Source organism: Pararhodobacter oceanensis (assembly GCF_003076755.1).
Classification (GTDB): Bacteria; Pseudomonadota; Alphaproteobacteria; order Rhodobacterales; family Rhodobacteraceae; genus Pararhodobacter; species Pararhodobacter oceanensis.
In genome coordinates this window covers 965,580-985,695 of sequence record NZ_QDKM01000001.1, presented here as the reverse complement: position 1 = coordinate 985,695, position 20,116 = coordinate 965,580, and the positions used below count along the sequence as shown (strand labels likewise).

At 58.3% G+C, this 20,116-nt stretch carries 16 protein-coding genes and 1 pseudogene; 14 read left to right on the top strand and 3 right to left on the bottom strand.

Annotation, left to right across the window (positions count from 1 at the left end; all coding sequences use genetic code 11):
• A pseudogene (locus tag DDE20_RS04380) lies at positions 1-525 on the top strand (integrase core domain-containing protein); the annotation flags it as partial.
• A gap of 144 nt (positions 526-669) precedes the next feature.
• Here DDE20_RS04380 and DDE20_RS04375 read toward each other — a convergent pair.
• Entirely contained in the window at positions 670-1,368 is a 699-nt protein-coding gene (locus DDE20_RS04375; protein ID WP_116557268.1) for a FadR/GntR family transcriptional regulator, read from the bottom strand.
• A 790-nt stretch (positions 1,369-2,158) separates the two neighbouring features.
• Between DDE20_RS04375 and DDE20_RS04370 the strand changes: the two genes are divergently transcribed.
• The 3 genes from DDE20_RS04370 to DDE20_RS04360 all read left to right on the top strand — a co-directional run bounded on the left by DDE20_RS04370 (position 2,159) and on the right by DDE20_RS04360 (position 6,549).
• Positions 2,159-2,674, top strand: coding sequence for a RidA family protein (locus DDE20_RS04370; RefSeq protein ID WP_240607832.1), 516 nt, complete (start codon positions 2,159-2,161; stop codon positions 2,672-2,674).
• Positions 2,675-2,830: 156 nt separating this feature from the next.
• Positions 2,831-4,915, top strand: coding sequence for a hydantoinase/oxoprolinase family protein (locus DDE20_RS04365; RefSeq protein ID WP_116557177.1), 2,085 nt, complete (start codon positions 2,831-2,833; stop codon positions 4,913-4,915).
• Positions 4,916-4,926: 11 nt separating this feature from the next.
• A complete protein-coding gene (locus DDE20_RS04360) occupies positions 4,927-6,549 on the top strand; it encodes a hydantoinase B/oxoprolinase family protein (RefSeq protein WP_116557176.1) in 1,623 nt (540 codons plus the stop codon).
• A gap of 227 nt (positions 6,550-6,776) precedes the next feature.
• Here DDE20_RS04360 and DDE20_RS04355 read toward each other — a convergent pair whose 3' ends face one another.
• Positions 6,777-7,493, bottom strand: a complete 717-nt coding sequence (locus DDE20_RS04355) for a GntR family transcriptional regulator (protein ID WP_116557175.1) — start codon at positions 7,491-7,493, stop codon at positions 6,777-6,779.
• A 225-nt stretch (positions 7,494-7,718) separates the two neighbouring features.
• Here DDE20_RS04355 and DDE20_RS04350 point away from each other — a divergent pair, with 225 nt between their 5' ends.
• The 7 genes from DDE20_RS04350 (at position 7,719) to DDE20_RS04320 (ending at position 16,239) form a co-directional block, all read left to right on the top strand.
• Positions 7,719-9,248, top strand: coding sequence for an aldehyde dehydrogenase (NADP(+)) (locus DDE20_RS04350; protein ID WP_116557174.1), 1,530 nt, complete (start codon positions 7,719-7,721; stop codon positions 9,246-9,248).
• Between the two features lie 51 nt (positions 9,249-9,299).
• Positions 9,300-10,202 (top strand): 5-dehydro-4-deoxyglucarate dehydratase, encoded by a 903-nt coding sequence (locus DDE20_RS04345; protein ID WP_205961619.1) that lies wholly within the window; start codon positions 9,300-9,302, stop codon positions 10,200-10,202.
• Positions 10,203-10,636: 434 nt separating this feature from the next.
• Positions 10,637-11,668 carry an Ldh family oxidoreductase gene (locus DDE20_RS04340; RefSeq protein ID WP_116557172.1) on the top strand — a complete coding sequence of 344 codons (1,032 nt, stop codon included), beginning with the start codon at positions 10,637-10,639 and terminating at the stop codon, positions 11,666-11,668.
• Positions 11,669-12,201: 533 nt separating this feature from the next.
• On the top strand, positions 12,202-13,218 hold the full coding sequence (locus tag DDE20_RS04335) for a TRAP transporter substrate-binding protein (RefSeq protein WP_116557171.1): 1,017 nt from the start codon (positions 12,202-12,204) through the stop codon (positions 13,216-13,218).
• A gap of 75 nt (positions 13,219-13,293) precedes the next feature.
• On the top strand, positions 13,294-13,797 hold the full coding sequence (locus DDE20_RS04330; protein WP_116557170.1) for a TRAP transporter small permease: 504 nt from the start codon (positions 13,294-13,296) through the stop codon (positions 13,795-13,797).
• Positions 13,794-15,110 carry a TRAP transporter large permease gene (locus tag DDE20_RS04325; protein WP_116557169.1) on the top strand — a complete coding sequence of 439 codons (1,317 nt, stop codon included), beginning with the start codon at positions 13,794-13,796 and terminating at the stop codon, positions 15,108-15,110. Before DDE20_RS04330 ends, DDE20_RS04325 begins: the two co-directional genes overlap by 4 nt.
• Positions 15,111-15,411: 301 nt before the next feature.
• Positions 15,412-16,239 (top strand): sugar phosphate isomerase/epimerase family protein, encoded by an 828-nt coding sequence (locus tag DDE20_RS04320; protein WP_116557168.1) that lies wholly within the window; start codon positions 15,412-15,414, stop codon positions 16,237-16,239.
• A gap of 249 nt (positions 16,240-16,488) precedes the next feature.
• Here DDE20_RS04320 and DDE20_RS04315 read toward each other — a convergent pair whose 3' ends face one another.
• A complete protein-coding gene (locus DDE20_RS04315) occupies positions 16,489-17,325 on the bottom strand; it encodes a LysR substrate-binding domain-containing protein (protein ID WP_116557167.1) in 837 nt (278 codons plus the stop codon).
• 150 nt (positions 17,326-17,475) lie between these two features.
• On the opposite strand from DDE20_RS04315, the gene DDE20_RS04310 reads away from it, so the two are divergent.
• From DDE20_RS04310 to DDE20_RS04300, 3 genes are read left to right on the top strand one after another with little or no spacing between them, the layout of a single operon-like run.
• Positions 17,476-18,420 carry a 2-hydroxyacid dehydrogenase gene (locus tag DDE20_RS04310; RefSeq protein ID WP_116557166.1) on the top strand — a complete coding sequence of 315 codons (945 nt, stop codon included), beginning with the start codon at positions 17,476-17,478 and terminating at the stop codon, positions 18,418-18,420.
• A 32-nt stretch (positions 18,421-18,452) separates the two neighbouring features.
• On the top strand, positions 18,453-19,667 hold the full coding sequence (locus tag DDE20_RS04305) for a pyridoxal phosphate-dependent aminotransferase (protein WP_116557165.1): 1,215 nt from the start codon (positions 18,453-18,455) through the stop codon (positions 19,665-19,667).
• Entirely contained in the window at positions 19,664-20,110 is a 447-nt protein-coding gene (locus tag DDE20_RS04300; RefSeq protein WP_116557164.1) for a RidA family protein, read from the top strand. The genes DDE20_RS04305 and DDE20_RS04300 overlap by 4 nt, the downstream gene beginning before the upstream one ends.
• Positions 20,111-20,116: the final 6 nt, after the last annotated feature.

Here is a 20,116-nt window from a genome sequence, read left to right as displayed (position 1 = left end):
CGATGACTGCAGCCGCGAGAACTTGTGCCTGATTGCAGACACCAGCATCTCCGGCTTGCGTGTCGCTCGGGAACTGGACGCGCTGGTGCGGATTTACGGGAAGCCCGCTTGTATTGTCAGCGACAACCGTTGCCCGGCAGGCGATTTGCAAAGCAGATCTGCCGAGAGGGGGGGACCGAGTTCACCAGTCGGGCCATTCTGCGATGGGCCGACCAGAACGCCATTCCATGGCATTACATCGATCCTGGCAAGCCGCAGCAGAACGCCTTCATCGAGTCGTTCAATGGTAGCCTGCGCGATGAGCTGCTGAACGAGCAGATCTTCGACACTCTGGATGATGCGCGACGGAAGCTGGCCCTCTGGCGCTACGACTACAACACCATCAGGCCACACTCATCGCTCGGAAACCAAACGCCAAAGCAAGCGCGACAGGCGCTTGAGCAATTTGAGGGCTCCGCGCCCACCGCGCTTGCCCAATCCGGAACCCCAAACTATCAAAACCAAACCTGCAAACTCTCGTTATGAGTGAGGGACCCATGGGGGGCAGGTCACGACGACCACCCTCACAACGGTCTGAAATGGCGCTCACTCCACGAGTTCATCAAGGCGAAAATCGGAACTGCCTAGGTGCTAGGTGAAACGGGGGCCCTCAATAGAAGCATCCTCAAATCAATTGCTACCGCGATAGCGTTGGTGGCTTCGCGAGAGGTGTGATTTCATGCTTTCACGCGCCTTCTCTGCGTCTCCGGCTGTGATTGCTTCGCAGATTTTGCGGTGCTCGGTGACAGTTTGGCTGAGGTAGTCGGGCGTAATGAGGCTGGGGTAGGCTTTCCTTCGCAAGGTCGGTTGCGGCAAGAGTTTGGCGCCCATCAAGTCAAAGAACTCAACGAAAGCGCGGTTGTTTGTTGCGCGTGCGATGGCCGCATGAAGATTGAAGTCGAGCTGATCCAAAGCATCTTCTTCTTCTTCGATACCCGCTTCAAAAGCCAGACAAAATTTCCAGATCTCTTCTTCTTGGGCCCAGCTTTTTCTGACCGCGGCGAGGCCAGCGGCATGGACTTCAAAGGCCATGCGGAGCTCGAGAAAGTCCATGAAATCGCCGTTGTAGCCGGAAAAGCTCTCCATAATCGAAATCGTGTTTTCGTGCTCACGAACGGGATGATTCGCGACGAAAACACCCACACCATGGCGCATTTCCAGGACACCCTGCGACTGCAAAATGGCAACGGCTTCGCGAATAACTGTCCGGCTAACCTGCAATTCATCCCCGAGTTCCTTGAGCGTGCCGAGTTTGCTTCCGCTCTCCAAAGCCTCCTCATTGACACGTGTTTGGAGGGTGGAGACAACTCGCGAAGTCCTGGTTTGCACGGATTTTCCTATCATGTCGTGGTGCGTTTCGTTGAGATACTACCTCCACTTAGAGGAGAAGTCATCTAGCGAATGCACCACTCTGATCTGTTGAGGGGTGAGGGAACTGAACTGTTGGCATCACTATGGGAGGTGCCCTGATGGATCTTGCCGTTCATTCCAAGGGAGTTGCAAGCCAGCAGACGGCCCAGGTGGTGCCGACATGGGCTGAGCGGGGCTATATGTAGCGCCAGACATGGGGCTTTACTGCATATGGGCGCCGGCTGAAGGCAATATCTTCGGGTCGTATTGCACGAAACCCCGGGCGTCGCGGGCTCTCACGGGGAGAGGCCATCTCGCGAAGGGCTGCGTTGTTGTGCCTACGATATATCCATGTGCGTCGCTCCTCTTATCTACGAAGTCCCTTCCGCAGGGAGAGATACTGCATGGCCCGAATCACTTAGGAAGCAATTCATCTACTGGGGTTAAGTTCGCGCGGGAAACTAAGCTGTCCGAGCCAGGAGGTAGGCGGTCCGCACATATCACCACCTCTAGAAATGCAGGTGATCACTACAGCTAGGCGTTGCTGAGCTAAAGCGACGTGCTGCTTGTGTTTTCGCCTTTATTGATAGGCATAAACACTATTTTCACCATCGCCAGATCGCCAGATCGCCAGATCGCCAGATCGCCAGATCGCCAGATCGACTGTGTCGGCAGGTGCGGCGGCAATTGAGGTGCTATCTCTTTCATTTCCGTTGCATGAGGTGATATCACATGCTAGGAGATCGTAGGGGGGGGTCTCGGAGTCACATTGAGAGATGCCATCTCAGGTCAGCAAAGTGGAAATGATATGTCTCGAATAGCCCACCGACTTTCCGAACTCGGCATTACATTGCCAGTGCTACGGGGCCCAAGCGGCACCTATCTGCCGTTTCGGCAGGCGGATGGCCTCATCATTTTGTCAGGGCAAGTGCCAAGGATTGATGGGCGTGATGCGCATCAAGGCGTCGTTGGTCTGGATCTGACGGTTGAGCAGGGTAAGGAGGCGGCGCGTGCGGCCGCACTCAATCTGGTGTCGCAGCTGGCAAATGCGCTCGATGGTGATCTGGATCGCGTGGTCTGCTGTCTGCAGTTGCGCGGCTTTGTGCGCGCCACGCCGGATTTCGCCGATCATCCCGCAGTGATTGACGGGGCTTCCGAACTGCTTCTCGAGATATTTGGCGAGCGCGGGCGGCATGCCCGGACCGCTCTGGGCGCCGGCAGTCTGCCGCGCGGTTTCTCGGTCGAGATTGACGCAATCTTCCAAGTGTCGAACCGGGAAACCTGATGTTCGACCGCGACATTATTAGAGAGCGCGCGCCGCAAGGGATTTCCTCAATTGGCTTGGGGGTGGCTAGAGATATCGCCATTCGGGCGGGTTGGGGCAGGGAATTATCCAGATCGGAAAGCCGTACCATGCAGATTCAGTATAAAAGGAGAAAACATGACACATAATGGCGAGAACGTCCAAGTCGGCGTTGATATCGGTGGAACCTTTACGGATGTGGTGATGGAGGTTGGTTCAGCCCAGCATTCCACAAAAGTCCTGACCGATTATGAGTTCCCGGAAGCCGCTATTATCAAGGGGATCAACAAAGTTGCCAAATCTGCGGGCATTTCCTTGTCGGAGATTGATCTCATTATTCATGGCACGACCCTTGCGACCAATGCGTTGATTGAAAGGGAGGGCGCGAAAACGGCGCTTATCACCACCAAGGGTTTTCGGGATGTGATCGAAATGCGGACCGAAAGCCGGTTCGAGCAATATGACCTGAATATCGTCCTTCCCTCTCCACTTGTCGCGCGGCAGGATCGCTTCGTGGTGGATGAGCGTATTGGCGCTGATGGCGATATTTTGCGCCCGTTGGATGCGACGGAGCTTGAAGAACTGTGCAAGAGAATTGTCGCGGCAGGCTATGAAAGCGTGGCTGTCGGGCTAATCCATTCCTATGTGAACCCCGAGCATGAACGCGCGGTTCGGGAGTGCCTGTCACGTATTGCGCCTGAATTGTCGGTGTCGATTTCTTCCGAGGTTTCGCCGCAGATGCGCGAATTTCAGCGGTTTAACACCGTTTGCGCGAATGCTTTCGTGAAGCCGCTCATGGCCTCTTATCTTAATCGGCTGGTGGAGCGTCTACAGGCCGAGGGAACGCAATGTCCGGTCTTTATGATCCACTCCGGTGGCGGGATTATTAGCGTTGAAAGTGCGATCCAATTTCCGGTGCGGTTGCTGGAATCCGGTCCCGCGGGTGGTGCCATATTTGCCGCAAGCATAGCTCAATCCTATGGCGCCGATGAGGTTGTTTCCTACGATATGGGGGGCACCACGGCCAAGATTTGCCTGATTGAAAAATTCGTCCCTAAAACCGCCAAGACATTTGAAGTTGCCAGATCCTATCGATTCAAGAAGGGGTCAGGCATGCCGATTTCAATTCCGGTTATTGAGATGGTCGAGATCGGGGCCGGGGGCGGATCAATCGCTTCGGTGGATAACCTGCGCCAGTTGCGCGTCGGACCGCGCAGCGCCGGGTCTGAGCCCGGGCCTGCCTGTTACGGGCTTGGCGGCAACAAGCCAACGGTGACCGATGCCGATCTTCTCATGGGGAAACTTGATCCCAAGAACTTTGCAGGCGGGGCGATGACCCTGGACGTGGCCGCCTCGGAGGCTGCGGTGCAAGTAGATCTCTCGAGCAAACTCGGAATTGACGTTCCCAGCGCGGCCTATGGGCTGGCCGAAACGGTCGATGAGAACATGTGCAATGCCGCAAGGATGCACGCCGTGGAAAGCGGCAAGGAATTGTCGGATCACACGATGATTGCTTTCGGCGGCGCGGCACCTCTTCATGCGGCGCGGCTTTGCGAGAAACTGGGCATTGGATCGCTGCTTGTGCCGCCCGGAGCCGGTGTTGGTTCCGCCATCGGCTTCCTCCGTGCGCCCTTCGGGTTTGAATCCGTTCGCAGCGCATATTGCCGTCTGGATGCCTTTAATCCGGCGCAGGTCAACGCAGTGATTTCCGAGCTGCGAGAAGAGGCCACAAACTTCGTGCGTCAGGGTGCGGGTGACGCGCCCCTTGAGATCGAATGCGTGGCGCACATGCGATATATGGGGCAGGGCTGGGAGGTTCCTGTTGAAATCGAGCTGCGCGATTATGCCGAAGACGACGGGGCGACTTTCCGGCAACTCTTTGACGCTGCTTACGAAAAGCTGTTCGGTCGCACCATTGACGGGCTCGATGTCGAGATCACCAGCTGGTCACTTCGCGCGGCTTCGACAGTTCCTCCGGTCAAACGCATCATCCCGCAAGAGCCGCTCCGTGAAGCAGCAAGTCTGGAAACGCGCCAGTTGTTCGATGCGCAGCTTGGCCGGTTTGAAACCGCGGCGGTGGTCGAACGCGCGACCATGGAACCCGGCGATTATGTGGAAGGTCCGGCGGTTATCACCGAGCGCGAAACCACAACGATCGTCACCTCGAGCCGCATTGCTATCCTGCAAGTGGATGGTTGCCTGTTGCTGAAAACAAAATCCTAAGGAGCTGTCCAATGAGTAAATTCCTTCAAGACGTGCACATGCAGATCATGTGGAACCGGCTTATCTCGGTTGTCGAAGAGCAGGCCGTGACATTGATCCGCACGGCTTTCAGCACCAGCGTGCGCGAATCCGGCGACCTGTCGGCGGGGGTGTTCAACCGCGAAGGGTTGATGATCGCTCAGGCGGTCACCGGCACCCCGGGCCATGTCAATGCAATGTCCGAAGCGGTTGGTCATTTCATCAACGATATTGGCCGCGACAACATCTTTGAGGGTGATGTCTATATTACCAACGACCCGTGGAAGGGGACCGGGCATCTGCACGATTTCACCGTGGTGTCGCCCAGTTTCCGCGACGGGGCGTTGATCGGGTTCTTTGCCTGCACGGCGCACGTCGTGGATGTGGGGGGGCGCGGCTTCGGGCCAGATGCCAATGAGGTCTATGAAGAGGGTATCTTCGTTCCGATCATGAAGTTTGCCGAGCGCGGCAAGGTGAACCGCGACCTCGTGAACATGCTTCATAACAACGTGCGCGAGAGCCAGCAGGTCGTCGGCGACGTTTACTCGCTTGCCGCTTGCAACGAGATTGGCCACCGCAGGCTGATGGAAATGATGGAGGAGTTTGCGCTTGTTGATTTGGAAGGGCTGGCAGACTTTATCTTTGATCGCAGCGGCAAGGCGACGTTGGCAGCCATCGAGGCGCTGCCGACGGGGCGCTACGACAACACCATGCGGGTCGATGGATACGGCAGCCCAATCGACATCGTGGTGACGATGGATGTTTGTGACGATCACGTTTCAATCGACTTTGACGGAACCTCGGGCCCGAGCCCGAAGGGCATCAACTGTCCGCTGATCTATTCGGTGGCCTATGCCTGTTACGCGATGAAATGTTCGATCGCGCCCGAGATCCCGAACAACCACGCCTCGCTCAAGCCGTTCCGGGTGACCGCGCCGAAGGATTGTATTTTGAACGCGCAACGTCCGGCGCCGGTGTCGGTGCGGCACGTCTTGGGGCATCTCGTTCCTGATGCGGTGTTGGGCGCGGTGCATAAAATGCTGCCCGATCAAATTCCGGCCGAAGGCTCTGGCGCGCTGTGGAACCTGCATGTTTCGGTGCGGCCTCTGGCTGGCGATTTGGCGCCGAAAGATGGTGGCAAGCGGGCAGAGGTGCTTTTGTTCAACAGCGGCGGTATGGGCGCGAAACCCAGTGGCGACGGCCTCAGCACCACCGCATTTCCCAGCGGGGTTCATTCGATGTCGATCGAGGCAACCGAACAGGTCGGTCCGGTGGTGTTCTGGCGCAAAGAGTTCCGTGAACGCTCGGGTGGTCTGGGCCGCCAGCGCGGCGGGCTTGGTCAAGTGGTCGAGATTTCCGCGCGTGACGGGCATGAGTTCCACTTTAACGCGATGTTCGACAGGGTGGATCATCCGCCACGGGGCCGCGAGGGCGGTGAGAATGGGGCGCCCGGCGCGGTGCTTCTGGATGACGGCACGGTTTTGGCGACCAAGGGGCGTCAACACGTGCCTGCCGAGCGCCGCCTTGTGCTCAAGCTGCCCGGCGGCGGGGGCTATGGTCCTGTTTCCGAACGCTCGGAAGAGGCGCGCGCCGACGATAAGCACTACGGCTACTAAGTCATGCCGCCGGTTGGCGGCTGACAGCCTATCGGGGGCGGCGTTGCGTAACTCAGGTTCGAGGCGCGACTTCGCCCCCTTCCCTTAGGTTTGTCAGTGCCTTGCGGAATTGGGCGCCGGTTCGGCACTAAATCCCCATGCTCGGAGAGGGCGCCGGTGTTCTTTCATCAACTCAAAGCGCAACCTTTCTCCGCATGGCATCAAAAGCCACGCCGATCTGCGCTACCTTATTCGAAGTAATCCTCGTGCCCGGCGCGAATATCGTCGAGCCATTGGGGGGATTTGCGCAGGTGGTCGCGGAGTGCTGTCATCGCGGCAGCCTCGTCGCTGGTCTCGATCGCCTTAAGGATATCGTCGTGACCCGCAAGGATAGACGCGATTTTCATCTCCGAGTGGATTTGCAGGCGCCGCACCCGATCCAGATGGCCCGATTGCGACCTGATCAAGAGATGAAGGCTCCGGTGGCCGGCCGCTTCAAACAGCATCTGGTGGAAAAGCTCGTCGATCTCTTGAAACAGGCGCAGCTGGCCCGGTTCCTTTGCGATCGCCCGCTGCAAATCGATGACCGAGCGGGCGCGACCGACAAGCTCTGATGCGTCGTGACTGGCGAGATGCCGCACAACTTCTGTTTCGAGGGCAACTCTTAGGAAATACGCCTCGTGGATCTTGGGGATATTTATCCGTGTCACTGATGTGCTGGATTGAGGAAGTATCTGGACCAGATCGTCCCTCTGCAACCGTTGCAGGGCATCACGCAGCGGCGTCTGGCTGACGCGGTATTCTGCGGCCAGTTGATTGCGCAGCAGATGCGTTCCGGGCGGAAGGTCCAGCGACAGGATGCGTTGCCTCAGGTCGTCGTAAATCGGGCCCGCCGTCGAGGACATTTTGTCCTTAAGCCGTGAATGCTCAACCAGTTCTGTCGCGGTTTTGATGGAGGTGCTCATTCTTTTCCCTTTGAAAACAATCACACGGAGGCGCCGCCGCCTGATTTCGATCCTCTCAGTGTTACAGCGGTTGACCGTGCTATGTAACTAATATATTAGTATACCAAGTGCTTGGCGTTGCTGGAAAGCATCATTTCGGACGCCCTCGCGAGGGGCGGGGAGATGAGGGGCTGGAAGGCTAGGGCAGGTGTCAATCGCAGTGCTTGGGAACAGAAGGTAGGCGTCATGGTAGAAGGCAGTGGTAAATTTGTGCCGCATGGGAAGCATCTGATCGCGGGTCAGTGGGTGGCCTCGGACAGGACGTTCATGTCCAGCCACGCGGATGGCGAGGCACTGGAATATTATGCCGCAACCCCGGATCTGGTGGATCGCGCGGCTTTGGCGGCAGAGGATGCGTTCTGGACGTATGGCTATGCCAGCCGTGAGGACCGCGTCGCGTTTCTCGATGCAATCGCAGATGAGATTGACGCGCGCGCAGATCACATCAACTGGATTGGCGCCGCCGAAACCGGCCTCCCTGTCGCGCGGCTTCAGGGTGAGCGTGGGCGGACCACGGGGCAATTGCGTTTGTTTGCCACGCATATCCGCGACGGCGACTATCTGGATCGGCGCTATGATGCTGCTTTGCCGGATCGCAAGCCTGCCGCGCGGCATGATTTGCGCATGATTCAGCGGCCGGTGGGCCCTATCGCGGTCTTTGGTGCTTCGAACTTCCCCTTGGCCTTTTCAACGGCGGGTGGCGACACTGCCGCTGCGCTCGCCGCCGGTTGCCCGGTGGTCGTCAGGGGGCATTTCGCACACCCCGGGACCAGCGAGATCGTCGCCGAGGCTATTGCTGCCGCAATCGAGGCCTGCGGCATGCCCAAGGGCGTATTCAGTCTGATTCAGGGCGGTGATCACGATGTCGGCGCCGCGCTGGTGCAGCATCCGCTGATCAAAGCGGTTGGCTTTACCGGTTCGCTTGGCGGTGGTCGCGCCTTGTTCGATCTCTGCGCCGCACGGCCTGAACCGATCCCGTTTTTCGGTGAGCTCGGCTCGGTTAATCCGGTGTTCTTGCTACCCGCAGCCGTCGCCGCTCGGGGGAGTGAAATCGGTGCCGCTTGGGCGGACTCCCTGACCATGGGCGCGGGGCAGTTCTGCACCAATCCCGGCACGGTGTTTGTCGCCGAGGGAACCGAGGGCGATGCCTTCGTCGCCGCAGCAAAGAGTGCGCTTGCCAAGATCGACCGCCAGACCATGCTAACCGACGGTATTGCCGACGCCTACCGGCGGGGCTGTGACCGTTTTGCGGCGCATAGTGAAGTGGGCGATCTGCTAACCGCGCAAACCGAGGGGCGTTTGGTTGGTCCCAGTCTTTTCGAGACAAAAGCCGGCACCTATCTGCAGGATCAAGAGTTGGGCGAAGAGGTGTTCGGGCCGCTCGGGCTTATCGTCCGCTTCGATGCCGCAAGCGATATGCAAAAGCTGGCAAAAAGCCTGAAGGGCCAACTGACCACAACAGTTCACATGGACGAGGCCGACACCGATCTGGCCCGCAGCCTTATGCCTATCCTAGAGCGCAAATGCGGGCGAATTCTGGTGAATGGCTTCCCCACAGGCGTCGAAGTCGTGGATGCAATGGTCCACGGAGGACCCTATCCCGCGTCGACCAATTTCGGCGCAACAAGTGTCGGCACCCTGTCGATCCGGCGGTTTTTGCGGCCCGTCTGCTACCAGAACACGCCGTTGGGCATTCTGCCGGATGACCTCGTCTAACCCCAGCAAACACCACCATCACTACGGCCAAGCGCCAGGAGCAAAACCATGATCAATCCTTTGGAACTACGCGAAATCATTCGAACCGGCCTGCTGTCCTTTCCGGTCACCCCGTTTGACGCGCAGGATGAATTTTCCAAGAGCGCATTCCAGTCTCATCTCGACTGGCTGTCGCAATACCCCATCGCCGGTCTGATCGTTGCCGGCGCCATGGGGGAGATGTTCTCTCTCACCCCTCAGGAAATCGTCGAGGTCGTGCGCGCAACCAAAGAAGTGGCGGGGGATGCTCCGGTGATTGCGGGCTGCGGATATGGCACGCGCATGGCCTGCGAGCTCGCGCGCGAGATCGAAGCCGCTGGCGGTGACGGTATTCTGCTGCTCCCGCATTATCTGATCGGCGCACCGCAACAGGGCATCGCGGATCGCATTCGCGCCGTGTGCAACTCGACCAATATGGCGGTGATCGTATACAATCGCGGTGAGGCCTGTGTTTCGGTTGAATCGCTCGAGCAACTCGCTGCGGAATGCCCGAACCTGATTGGCTTCAAAGATGGCGCCGGTGACATCGACGTGGTGCGCCGCGTCACTCTCACTCTGGGTGATCGTCTCTCCTATATGGGTGGCATGCCGACGCATGAGCTGTATGCGCAGGCCTATCGGGGCGCCGGAATGCCGACCTATTCTTCGGCCACGTTCAACTTCGTGCCGGAAACAGCGCTCAAGTTTCACAAGGCATTTTTGGCTGGCGATGATGCAACCTGTGAGGCGCTGCTGCGTGATTTCTACTATCCCTTTGCCAAGATCCGCGACCGCAAGCCCGGCTATGCAATCGCGGCGGTCAAGGCTGGGGTGGCCTTGCGCGGCTTTGAAACCGGTCCGGTTCGTTCGCCGCTTACCGGTCTTACCGGCGAAGAGATCGAAATGCTGCAGCAGCTGATCAAAGACCACAAATAAGATGGCATTCGCGAGGTGACTGCCGCGTATCTCGCGAGTGACTTCGACAAAATTGAGCCATGGCTTTTCCAAAGTGTGAGGCTCAACACACGCTAGAGCGCCCGCCATGCAACGAGATGCACAGATGCCTTATGGGTGTCGCAGCAATTCTCCGGTGACTGGCGGGCGCAGTTCATGGGGTCGGGTTGAACATAGTGGTGAAACCGATTCGGCCAGTTCGATGATGCGCCAGAGGCGACGATGCTGAAGCGGTTGCACCCCATTCAACTTGGGGCGGTGAAACGAGGCCGCGCCAAACCCTCATCGCGTGGTTTCTGCACCCAGACTTGATACAGAGGCCGCAGCGAAGGCCCCCATGCGGGTCGCCATGCAAATATCCCGCAGATGGGCACAATCTGCGGCACCATTCCCGACAATGAGAGAGGGCTAACCTCGTGACGAAAACCACATTTACCATCCAGGAACTGACTGCACTGGTAACCGAAATATTTGCCGGAGCCGGGCTCTCCACCCTGCATGCAGAGGCGCTTGCGCAGGTGATAACCTCGGCCGAACGCGATGCCTGCAAATCTCACGGTATCTACCGGATCGAGGGCTGCCTGCGCACCATCAAGGCCGGCAAAGTCGTAGCCGATGCCGAGCCAGTGATGACCGTGGATAACAGCGCGATTGTGCGCGTCGATGCCCTCGGCGGGTTCTCGAGTGCGGCTTTCGAAATGGGGGTTTCTGCCCTCGCGTCGCGGGTAAGTGATCTCGGGATTGCCGCGCTTGTCCTCAACAACTGCACGCATTTCTCGGCGCTCTGGCACGAGATTGAACTGCTGACTGATCGCGGGTTGGTGGGGATGGCGATGTGCCCGAGCTATGCCTGCGTTGCCCCGACAGGCGGGTCCGAGGCGCTCTTGGGCACCAATCCTTTTGCCTTTGGCTGGCCGCGTGCGGGCGGCGATCCTTACATCTTTGACTTTGCCACCAGCGTCGCTGCCCGTGGCGAGATCGAATTATACCGTCAGGCGGGCAAACCTCTCCCCGAAGGCTGGGCAATCGACGCCACAGGTAATCCCACAACCGACCCAAGTGCCGCGCTCGCCGGCGCGATGCTGCCATTCGGCGCGCACAAAGGGTCGGCAATTTCGACGATGATCGAATTGATCGCCGGAATTATGATCGGAGATGCGACCAGTGTTGAATCACTTGCCGCGCTGGGCTCAATGACGCTTGCGCCGACACATGGTGAGTTGATCTTGGCGTTTGACCCGGCGCGATTCGCCGCTGGCCACGGTGGCGATCCGCTGCAGCGTGCAGAAAAGCTGTTCGAAGCGATTCTCGGACAGGGCGCGCGATTGCCCTCGCAGCGCCGTTTCACTGCGCGCGCCAATGCGGTGACAAATGGCATTACGCTCAGCGCTGATGAGGTAGAAGTGCTTAACCGGCTGCATTCTGGCGGCTTGAGCGCCATCGACTAACAACGCCACGCCTACCCCCGTCTGCCGGGATAGGCGGGACCACCTCTCATTTTCCGTGTCTCTTCAATGCCGTCAGCGGTCTTCGCGCTGGCGGTTTCCTCGGGGCGCGCGACATGCGAAGTATCGCCGCGCGGAAACAGCAAAAGGCCCCAGCAAACCGGCAGTGATTTTGTGTGATCGTATCTCGCGTTAACTGTTGATTCGAGATCGTATCACATGCTAGTGTGATTCCGCGGCTTGCACTAAGTCGCGCTGTGAGATGCTACCTCATCTGTGCGGTAAGGGGGGATACTTTATACCCTGCAGATTGTGCTGAATGTTTAACGTCTGTTTACGCTCCGTATTGCCCGTGTAAACTTGGGTGACAGGAAAACCGTTTTATATGGTGCAGCGCTTGTCAGGGCGCTCGGATTTTGAGCGCACTCACCAAGTGAGAGTGGAGAACAGTCGGCAAGAAGCGCCTGAGGACGTCTTGCAGAACCAATCAAAGCGCCGGATGCCGGTGTTCACCAATCGACTGGGAGAGTTTGACCATGAAGAGACGCAGCCTATTAGCGGGTGCACTTGCAGCCTATAGCCTACCGCTTTCGTCGCGGGTTTTTGCTCAGGAAACCATTACATGGCGAGCCATGGCGCAACACGCGAATGGCGAGGGCTATAGAAAGTGGCTCTGGCTTCAGGAAGAGTTGCCCGCACGCACCAATGGACGGATCAATCTCGAGATCACCACCGCCGCCGAGCTGGGCCTGACCGGCTTCGAGATGCTGCGCACGCTGAAGTCCGGGCTTGTCGATATGGCAGAGGTCAATATCGGCTTTGTTTCGGCAGATTTTCCGCTAATTGAGGCGACCGAACTGCCGGGCATCGCCACGAGCTACGAGAATGGCCGAGAGCTGATGGACGCCTGGATGCGCGACGTCATCAAGCCCGCGCGCGACGAGATGAGCGGCGAAGTTATCGGGAATTTCTCTTGGAATTCCGCCTTGATGCTCACCAGCTTTGAGATGAACTCTCTTGAGGATCTCAGAGGCAAGAAGATTCGCGTCTACTCGCCTGGTCTGGCCAAATATATCGAGAGTTTCGGCGCCGAGCCGATCTCAATGTCGCTGCCCGAGGTGTATTCTGCCCTTCAGCGGGGCGTTATTGACGGCTTGCTGACCGGATCGGACCAAATCACCGCGATGAGCCTGTGGGAGGTCACGCCCTATCTCTATGACGTCAATCTTGCCCCATTCGGCGCTTACCTTGTGGTGAGTGATCGCGCTTGGCAGAGATTGCCCGAAGATCTGGTCCCGGTGATCGAGCAGATCGGCGTGGATATGTCCGATGTCGGCTGGCAGCTCGGCTTGGACAACAACGAAGTGGGCTTCAATGCCGCACGCGAGAACGGGATCTCAATTCAATGGCCCGCGCCCGAGAGTTGGGCGGCTGAGTTCACGCGAGCATCGCGCGAGCAAGTGATTCCGTGGTGGTCGGATCGTGTCGGCCCGGACGCAGTGGCAAAGTTCAATGAAACACTGGCTCCAATTACTGGGTTCGAGATTCAGTAAAATGCCTCTGTAATTGAATTTATAAAGCGCGGCCCCCCTCATTTCTGGGGGGCTTGCGCCAGGCGGAACAGAAATATGTTCAACAAATTAAACGCAACTATTCATGGTATCAGCAAGACGATGGCGATCCTTACCGGATGGGCCTTTCTCTTGCTAGCAATATTCATGACTTTCGAAGCCGTCAGCCGAAAACTGGGCGGTCCGATCACCGGCGTATCTGACTCTTTCGCGTCATTGGTCATGGTTTTTGGGGCAACCTGGTCTTTGTCTTATGCATTGGCCGCGGATAATCACGTAAGGATCGACGTCCTTACCGGCGTCTATTCGGATGGAATGAAGCGACTGACGTTAATTCTGGCTCTGCTCACAACATCAATTTATGCAGCAGTTCTGGCATGGCAGGCGTGGAATTTGGCCTTCGCCTCGCATGCACGGGGGGCGTATCTGCCCGGATCATTGCTGGAAATACAGCTTGTCTGGCCGCAAGCGGTCGGCGCTCTGGGATATTCAATAATGGTGTTGCAAGGTGCGGTGATAATTGCTGCCGAATTCGTCAAATTTAAGGAACAACGGGCATGATTTGGACCGCAGTCATAGTTATATGCATCATGCTCACCATCGGCTTTTCGCTTGGTCTGCATGTTGCAACGACACTAGGATTAACCGCGCTCGTCGTCGGGTTGACACTTGTTGGGCCGGTATGGGATTTCTTTGGCGCAATTCCCTGGGCGACCACATCATCTGTTACCATAGCCGTGGTGCCATTATTCGTCCTGATGGGTGAATTGATGTTACGCGCCGGATTGACCGATGATCTTTATGCGACGCTGTCACGGTTTATGAACAAAGTTCCCGGCGGGCTTTTGCACACCAATATTCTATCGTGCACGATGTTCTCGGCGATTTCAGGGTCATCTCTTGCCACCGCGACAACCATCGGATCTGTGGCCCTGCCGGTCATGAAAGAGCGTGGTTATAATGAGAGACTGGCGCTCGGGTCTATTGCTGCCGGCGGCACCCTCGGTATTCTTATTCCGCCATCCCTCATCTTGATCGTTTATGGATTGGTCGCCGAGGTTTCCATCGCCAAACTCTATGTCGCAACGCTCTTGCCCGGCTTGCTGATGGTGATCTTTTTCATGCTGGCGATCGCCGTCATTAGCAAATACTCAAAGACAGATTCTGACGCGCCGGCAGAGACTTACACCTTGCGCGAGAAGCTGTCCGGACTGGTTGACATCATTCCCGTCGCCGCACTTCTGACCTTGATCATCGGGGTGATTTACGGCGGCGTTGCCACACCGACCGAAGCAGCCGCTTTTGGCGCCACCGGTGCCTTTTTAATCGCGCTGTTTAAGGGGCGGGTGTCAATGGCGATGTTGCAAGAGACATTCCTGGCAACTTCGACAACAACAGCAATGCTGATGTTCGTTCTCGCTGCGGCGTTCCTATTGCAGTTCATTCTGGGATTTGTCGGTCTGCCGCGCGCACTTTCTCAATGGGTGCTGAGTTTCGGCCTGACGCAATTGCAGCTGATCCTGATGATGTGCCTTGTTTTCATCCTGCTGGGTATGGTTTTGGACAGCCTGCCGATTGTTGTCGCCGTGGTGCCAATATTTCTGCCGTTGCTGGAAGCGCAAGGCATTGACCTGATTTGGTTCGGTGTTCTTCTGGTAATCCTTATCGAGCTCGGTTTGATCACCCCGCCCATCGGAATGAATATTTTCGTATTGCAAGGCGTTCGGCGAAGATTGTATGGCGAGGACAATTGCGGGACCATGACAGATATCTTTTTGGGTGTTCTCCCGTTCGTTGTCGCAATGTTGGTAGTATTAGGTCTGGTCATCGCATTTCCGGGATTCTCCCTTTGGGCCGTAGAGGCGATGAGATGACTTCATGTTCCCATTAGCGCTTATCATGTTGCGTGGATCCAAGAATGGTAAAGGTATCGGGTTGGGATGGTGAAGGCTTAAACGCGTGTGTGGTTCTAATATGATAAATGTAGCGTTCGTGTTTTAGCGCTCATCTATCGTCAAACAATAAATCACACACGCGGGCCTGCACATTGGCTTGCCCGTTCGATGATCCAGATGAATCAACCAATTGCGGGATCGCACCGTTGAACCCGCCAGCAGCACACACAATTGAAACTGATTCCGTTCAATGAGAGACCGGACTCAATGGAATGAAACTATGAAACCTGTCACTGCAGACCGACTGTCACTAAACACCGCGACGGTGAAAACGGCGTGGACGCTTGCGCAATCAATAGATGGATGCGCACGCCACGGAATTGCGGGGATTACGCCTTGGCGCGATGTGCTGCAAGATATGGGCGTAAAACAGGCGGCACGCGCAATCAGGGATGCCGGCCTCACGGTTTCCGGGCTTTGCCGCGGCGGTTGGTATACGGCCGAGGGCGCGCTAACGCCGCAAGTGCTTGACGACAATAAGCGCGCAGTAGATGAGGCCGCCGCTATTGGCGCCGAGTGTCTGGTGATGGTGGTCGGCGGCTTAGCAGACGGGTCACGTGACCTGATTGCCGCACGCAGCATTGTCGAAGAGGGTCTGGCCCATACGCTCGACTATGCAAGGGACGTAGGCGTGCCCATCGCTATCGAGCCCCTGCACCCGATGTATGCTGCAGATCGGGCCTGCATAAATACCATGGGTCAGGCGCTGGATATTTGTGATCGGCTTGGGTCAGGTATTGGTGTGGTGGTGGACGTCTACCATGTGTGGTGGGATCCTGAGGTTCACGCGCAGATACGTCGCGCCGGTAAAGAGAGGCTGATGGGCTTTCAGGTCTGCGATTGGCTGCTAGAAACCCGCGATATGCTGAACGATCGCGGCATGATGGGCGACGGGATCATCAACATTCCAGATCTACGCGCCGCAGTAGAGGCGGAGGGCTTTGCGGGGCTGGTCGATGTGGAGATATTCTCGTCAAATGACTGGTGGAAACGCGATCCAGATGAGGTCTTGAAGACGAGCATAAGCCGCAGTTTGGCGACCTGCTGAATAGCTGTCTCGGCGACGCATCTCGCCCCAGTGACATGACAGGTGCAGCCGCCTGAACACCTCTTGAACCAACATTGCCGCGGGCGACACGCCCTCGACCATATGCCGCGCGGCTCCTGTTGTCTGGACCACAAGCGGGCGGGGCCGAAGTCTGGGCCACTGCGACTTGGTCTGGATTTGCTAGGGTGGCTGAAGGGGGGCGCGTGTATCACACGTCGATTGGGCCTCTGATCGAGCGGGCTAGGCACCCTAGCTCCGCAGCAACCTTATGCTCTCGGTGGTCAATCTTCGATGCGCCAGAACAAGCTCTCGGCTTTGGGCGATCTGCGGCAGGGCGACGCGTTTGACCGAGACGAGATCGTCGAGCCCGGCCCAGGCCGGAATGATGCTATAGCCGATGCCGTGTCCGACCGCGATGGCGATGGCCTCGACGGCGTCCAACTCGCACAGGATCTTGCTGTGCGGGATATGCGCTTTGATCCAGTCCGTCACCAACTGCCCGCCCCAGCTGGTCGGGTCGTAGACCAGCGCTTTTTCTTGGCGGATGATGGCTTCGGGTGAGCGGCTGTCTCCGGCCTGAGTGACCATCACCATGGGCTGCGATTCGATGTGGATGCAGGTGATCGATTTCGGGGTTTTGAACGGCGGGCGCACCAGGAAAGCGGCGTCCAATTCCTCGTCCAAAAGCCGCGCGTAAAGGTCTTTCGAGGTTCCTGGCGTGACGCTGAGCGTGGCAGCCGGGGCCTGCGCGGCGAAGCGCGACAACACGCTGGGCACGCGGTCGCTGAGCGCGGTCGAGATGGCCCCCAGGCGGATCGGACCGGCCAACCCGGTATCATCGAAGTCACTGGCGATCTGCGCGACATTGATTGCGATCTTCTTCAGTCTCGGCAGGATCGACAGGCAGTCTTGCGTCGGCGCGACCTGCTGGCCCGAGCGCACCACCAATTGCTTTCCCAATGCGCTTTCCAGGCTGCGGATGCGTTGCGCCACGGCGGCGGGGGTCAGGTTTTCACGCCGCGCGGCACTGGCAAAAGAGCCCGCATCAACGACGGCCAGCAGCGTAAGGATGAAGCGGGTGTCCATAGAAATCCTATCTTCTAAATCAATTAAAACATATTATATGTTTGCAACCGAACTTGCTAGTTTGCTTCCAAACCCTGCCCGGTGGCGCGGCGCCCGACTTGTGGCACTTGCAGGCCGCCGGGGTCTGAACCGGATGAGGACAGCTTAATAATGAAACCGATCGTTCCCTTCGTTCACAGTCTCACCGACTCCCTCGCTCAAGCCTGGGCAGAGGCCTTGGCGAACGCCGCGCCGGCACTGGATATCCGCGCCGCTGCCGATATGACCGAGGCCGAGCGTGATGCGGTTGAGGTCGCGATTGTCGCCAATCCTGATCCGGCGGCGCTGGCGGATTTTCCGAATTTGAAATGGGTGCAAAGCCTCTGGGCCGGTGTTGAACGCATCCTCAAAGAGATGCCGGGCGACGACATTCAAATTGCCCGTCTGGTCGATCCGCAACTGGCCGAAACCATGGGTGAAGCGGTGCTCTCCTGGACCCTCTATCTGCACCGTGACATGCCCAGATATGCCAAACAACAGGCGCAGCGGGCATGGGTTCAGCATGATCTACCCACCGCCGCCGAGCGCACCGTGGGCGTTCTCGGCCTGGGGCATCTGGGGCAAAAATCCGTGCAGCGCCTGCAAGGCAACGGGTTCAATGTTGTCGGCTGGAGCCGCTCTGCCAAGGATTTGCCCGGTGTCACCACCTATGACGGCGCCGACGGGCTGGCGCAACTGGCGGCGCTGGCGGATATCGTTGTGGTGCTCTTGCCATCGACACCGCAAACCCGTGGTCTTTTGGGTCAGCGGTTTTTCGACGGGATGAAACGCGGCGGGGCGCTGATCAATTTCGCCCGCGGCGATATCATCGACAATCCCGCGCTGTTGCAGGCGCTTGATAGCGGTCAGATGGATCATGCTGTTCTCGACGTCTTCCCCGTAGAGCCCTTGCCCGACGCCGACCCGTTCTGGACCCACCCCGATGTCACCGTCCTGCCGCATATCTCGGCGCCGACCAATAAAACCACGGCCTCCGCAATCGTTGCCCAGAATTTGAACACCTATTTTGCCACCGGCCAGATGCCGGACACGGTTTCGCGCAAGGCCGGATATTGATCCGCCGCGCGCCCCAGTTAACGGAGTTTCCCATGACCGCACTCGATCAGAAATTTGCCGCTCTCGCCGCCGATAACGCCCCGGGGCAGGAGGTCAGGCAGGATATGTCCGGCCTCGATGCCGTGATGAAAGGCGGCTTGTTTAACGGCACGCCGGTCGATTTTTCGCATGGCGATGTCGACGCGCATCCGCCCACGCCGGGTTCTGCCGAGGCGTGGCAGGCGGGTTTCGAGGTCGGCGGCCAGCAGGCCTATACCGAATACCGCGGCGCAGCGGCGATCCGCGAGAAAGTGGCTGCGCGGCTGGCGGAGTTCACCGGTCATCCGCTGAGTGCTGACAGCGAATTGATCATCACGCCGGGCACGCAGGGCGCGCTGTTTCTGGCCCTCGGCGCCACCGTCACCAATGGCACCAAAGTGGCTGTTGTCGAGCCCGATTATTTCGCCAACCGCAAACTGGTGGTGTTCTTTGGTGGCGAAGTGGTGCCGGTGGCGTTGACCTACGGCGGGCAGGGGAGCGATAACGGCCCTGATCTGGCGCAACTCGAAGCCGCGTTCAAATCCGGCACCGAAGTGCTGGTCTTCTCGACCCCGAACAACCCCACCGGCGTGGTCTATTCCGCCCAAGATATCGCCGCGATCGCGCGTCTGGCCTCGAGCTACGGGGTCACGGTGATTGTCGATCAGCTGTATTCGCGGCTGCTCTATACCGGCGAATCCTATACCCATCTGCGCGCCGATCCGCAGGCGCCGGGCAATCTGATCACCATCATGGGGCCGTCAAAAACCGAATCCCTGAGTGGTTTCCGCCTCGGTGTCGCCTTTGGCACCGCCGCGTTGATCGAGCGGATGGAGCGTCTGCAAGCCATCGTGTCCTTGCGCGCAGCAGGCTACAATCAGGCCGCTTTGGAGACTTGGCTCAACGAGCCCGAGGGCTGGATGGACGCCCGTATCGCCGCACATCAGGCGATCCGCGATGAACTGGTCTCGCTGTTCCGCGCGGCGGGGATCGAGGTCGCGGTGCCGCAGGCGGGCAGCTATGTCTTCCCCAAATTGCCCGACCTCAGCGTCTCGCCCGAAGTCTTCGTGCAGCTGCTGCGCCGTCAGGCTGCGGTCACCGTCACGCCGGGTTCGGAATTCGCCCCGGGCACCCGCGACAGCATCCGGTTGAATTTCTCGCAGGATCACGAGGCCGCCGTCGCCGCGGTCAAACGCATCATCGAGATGATCGAAAGATATAAAGCATGAGCCAAAGCCTGCCCCGTCCGGTGCCGCAGGGGCTTTACCTGCCAGCCATCCGCCACGGCGACACGATCTATACCTCGGGGTTCACCCCGCGCCGTGACGGGGTCTTGCTGCATGAGGGCAGGGTGCGCGCTGACCAGCCGGTTGAAAGCTACCGCGAACCGGTTGAAATCTCGGTGCAAAACGCGATCTGGGCCGTGCAGGCCCAGCTGCGCGAAGGGGAGCGTGTCGCACTGGTGTTGCAACTCAATGTCTTTGTGAATGCTGACGCCGGTTTCAGCGCCCATAGCCGCCTTGCCGATTTCGCGTCAGAGGCCCTGCGCGCGGCGTTTGGCGAGGCCGGTATCGGCAGCCGCACGGCGCTTGGCGTCGCGACCTTGCCCTCGAATGCACCGATCGAGATCAACCTCGTCGCTGCAGTTGCGGCGGGCGAGATACAGCGTTAACGACGC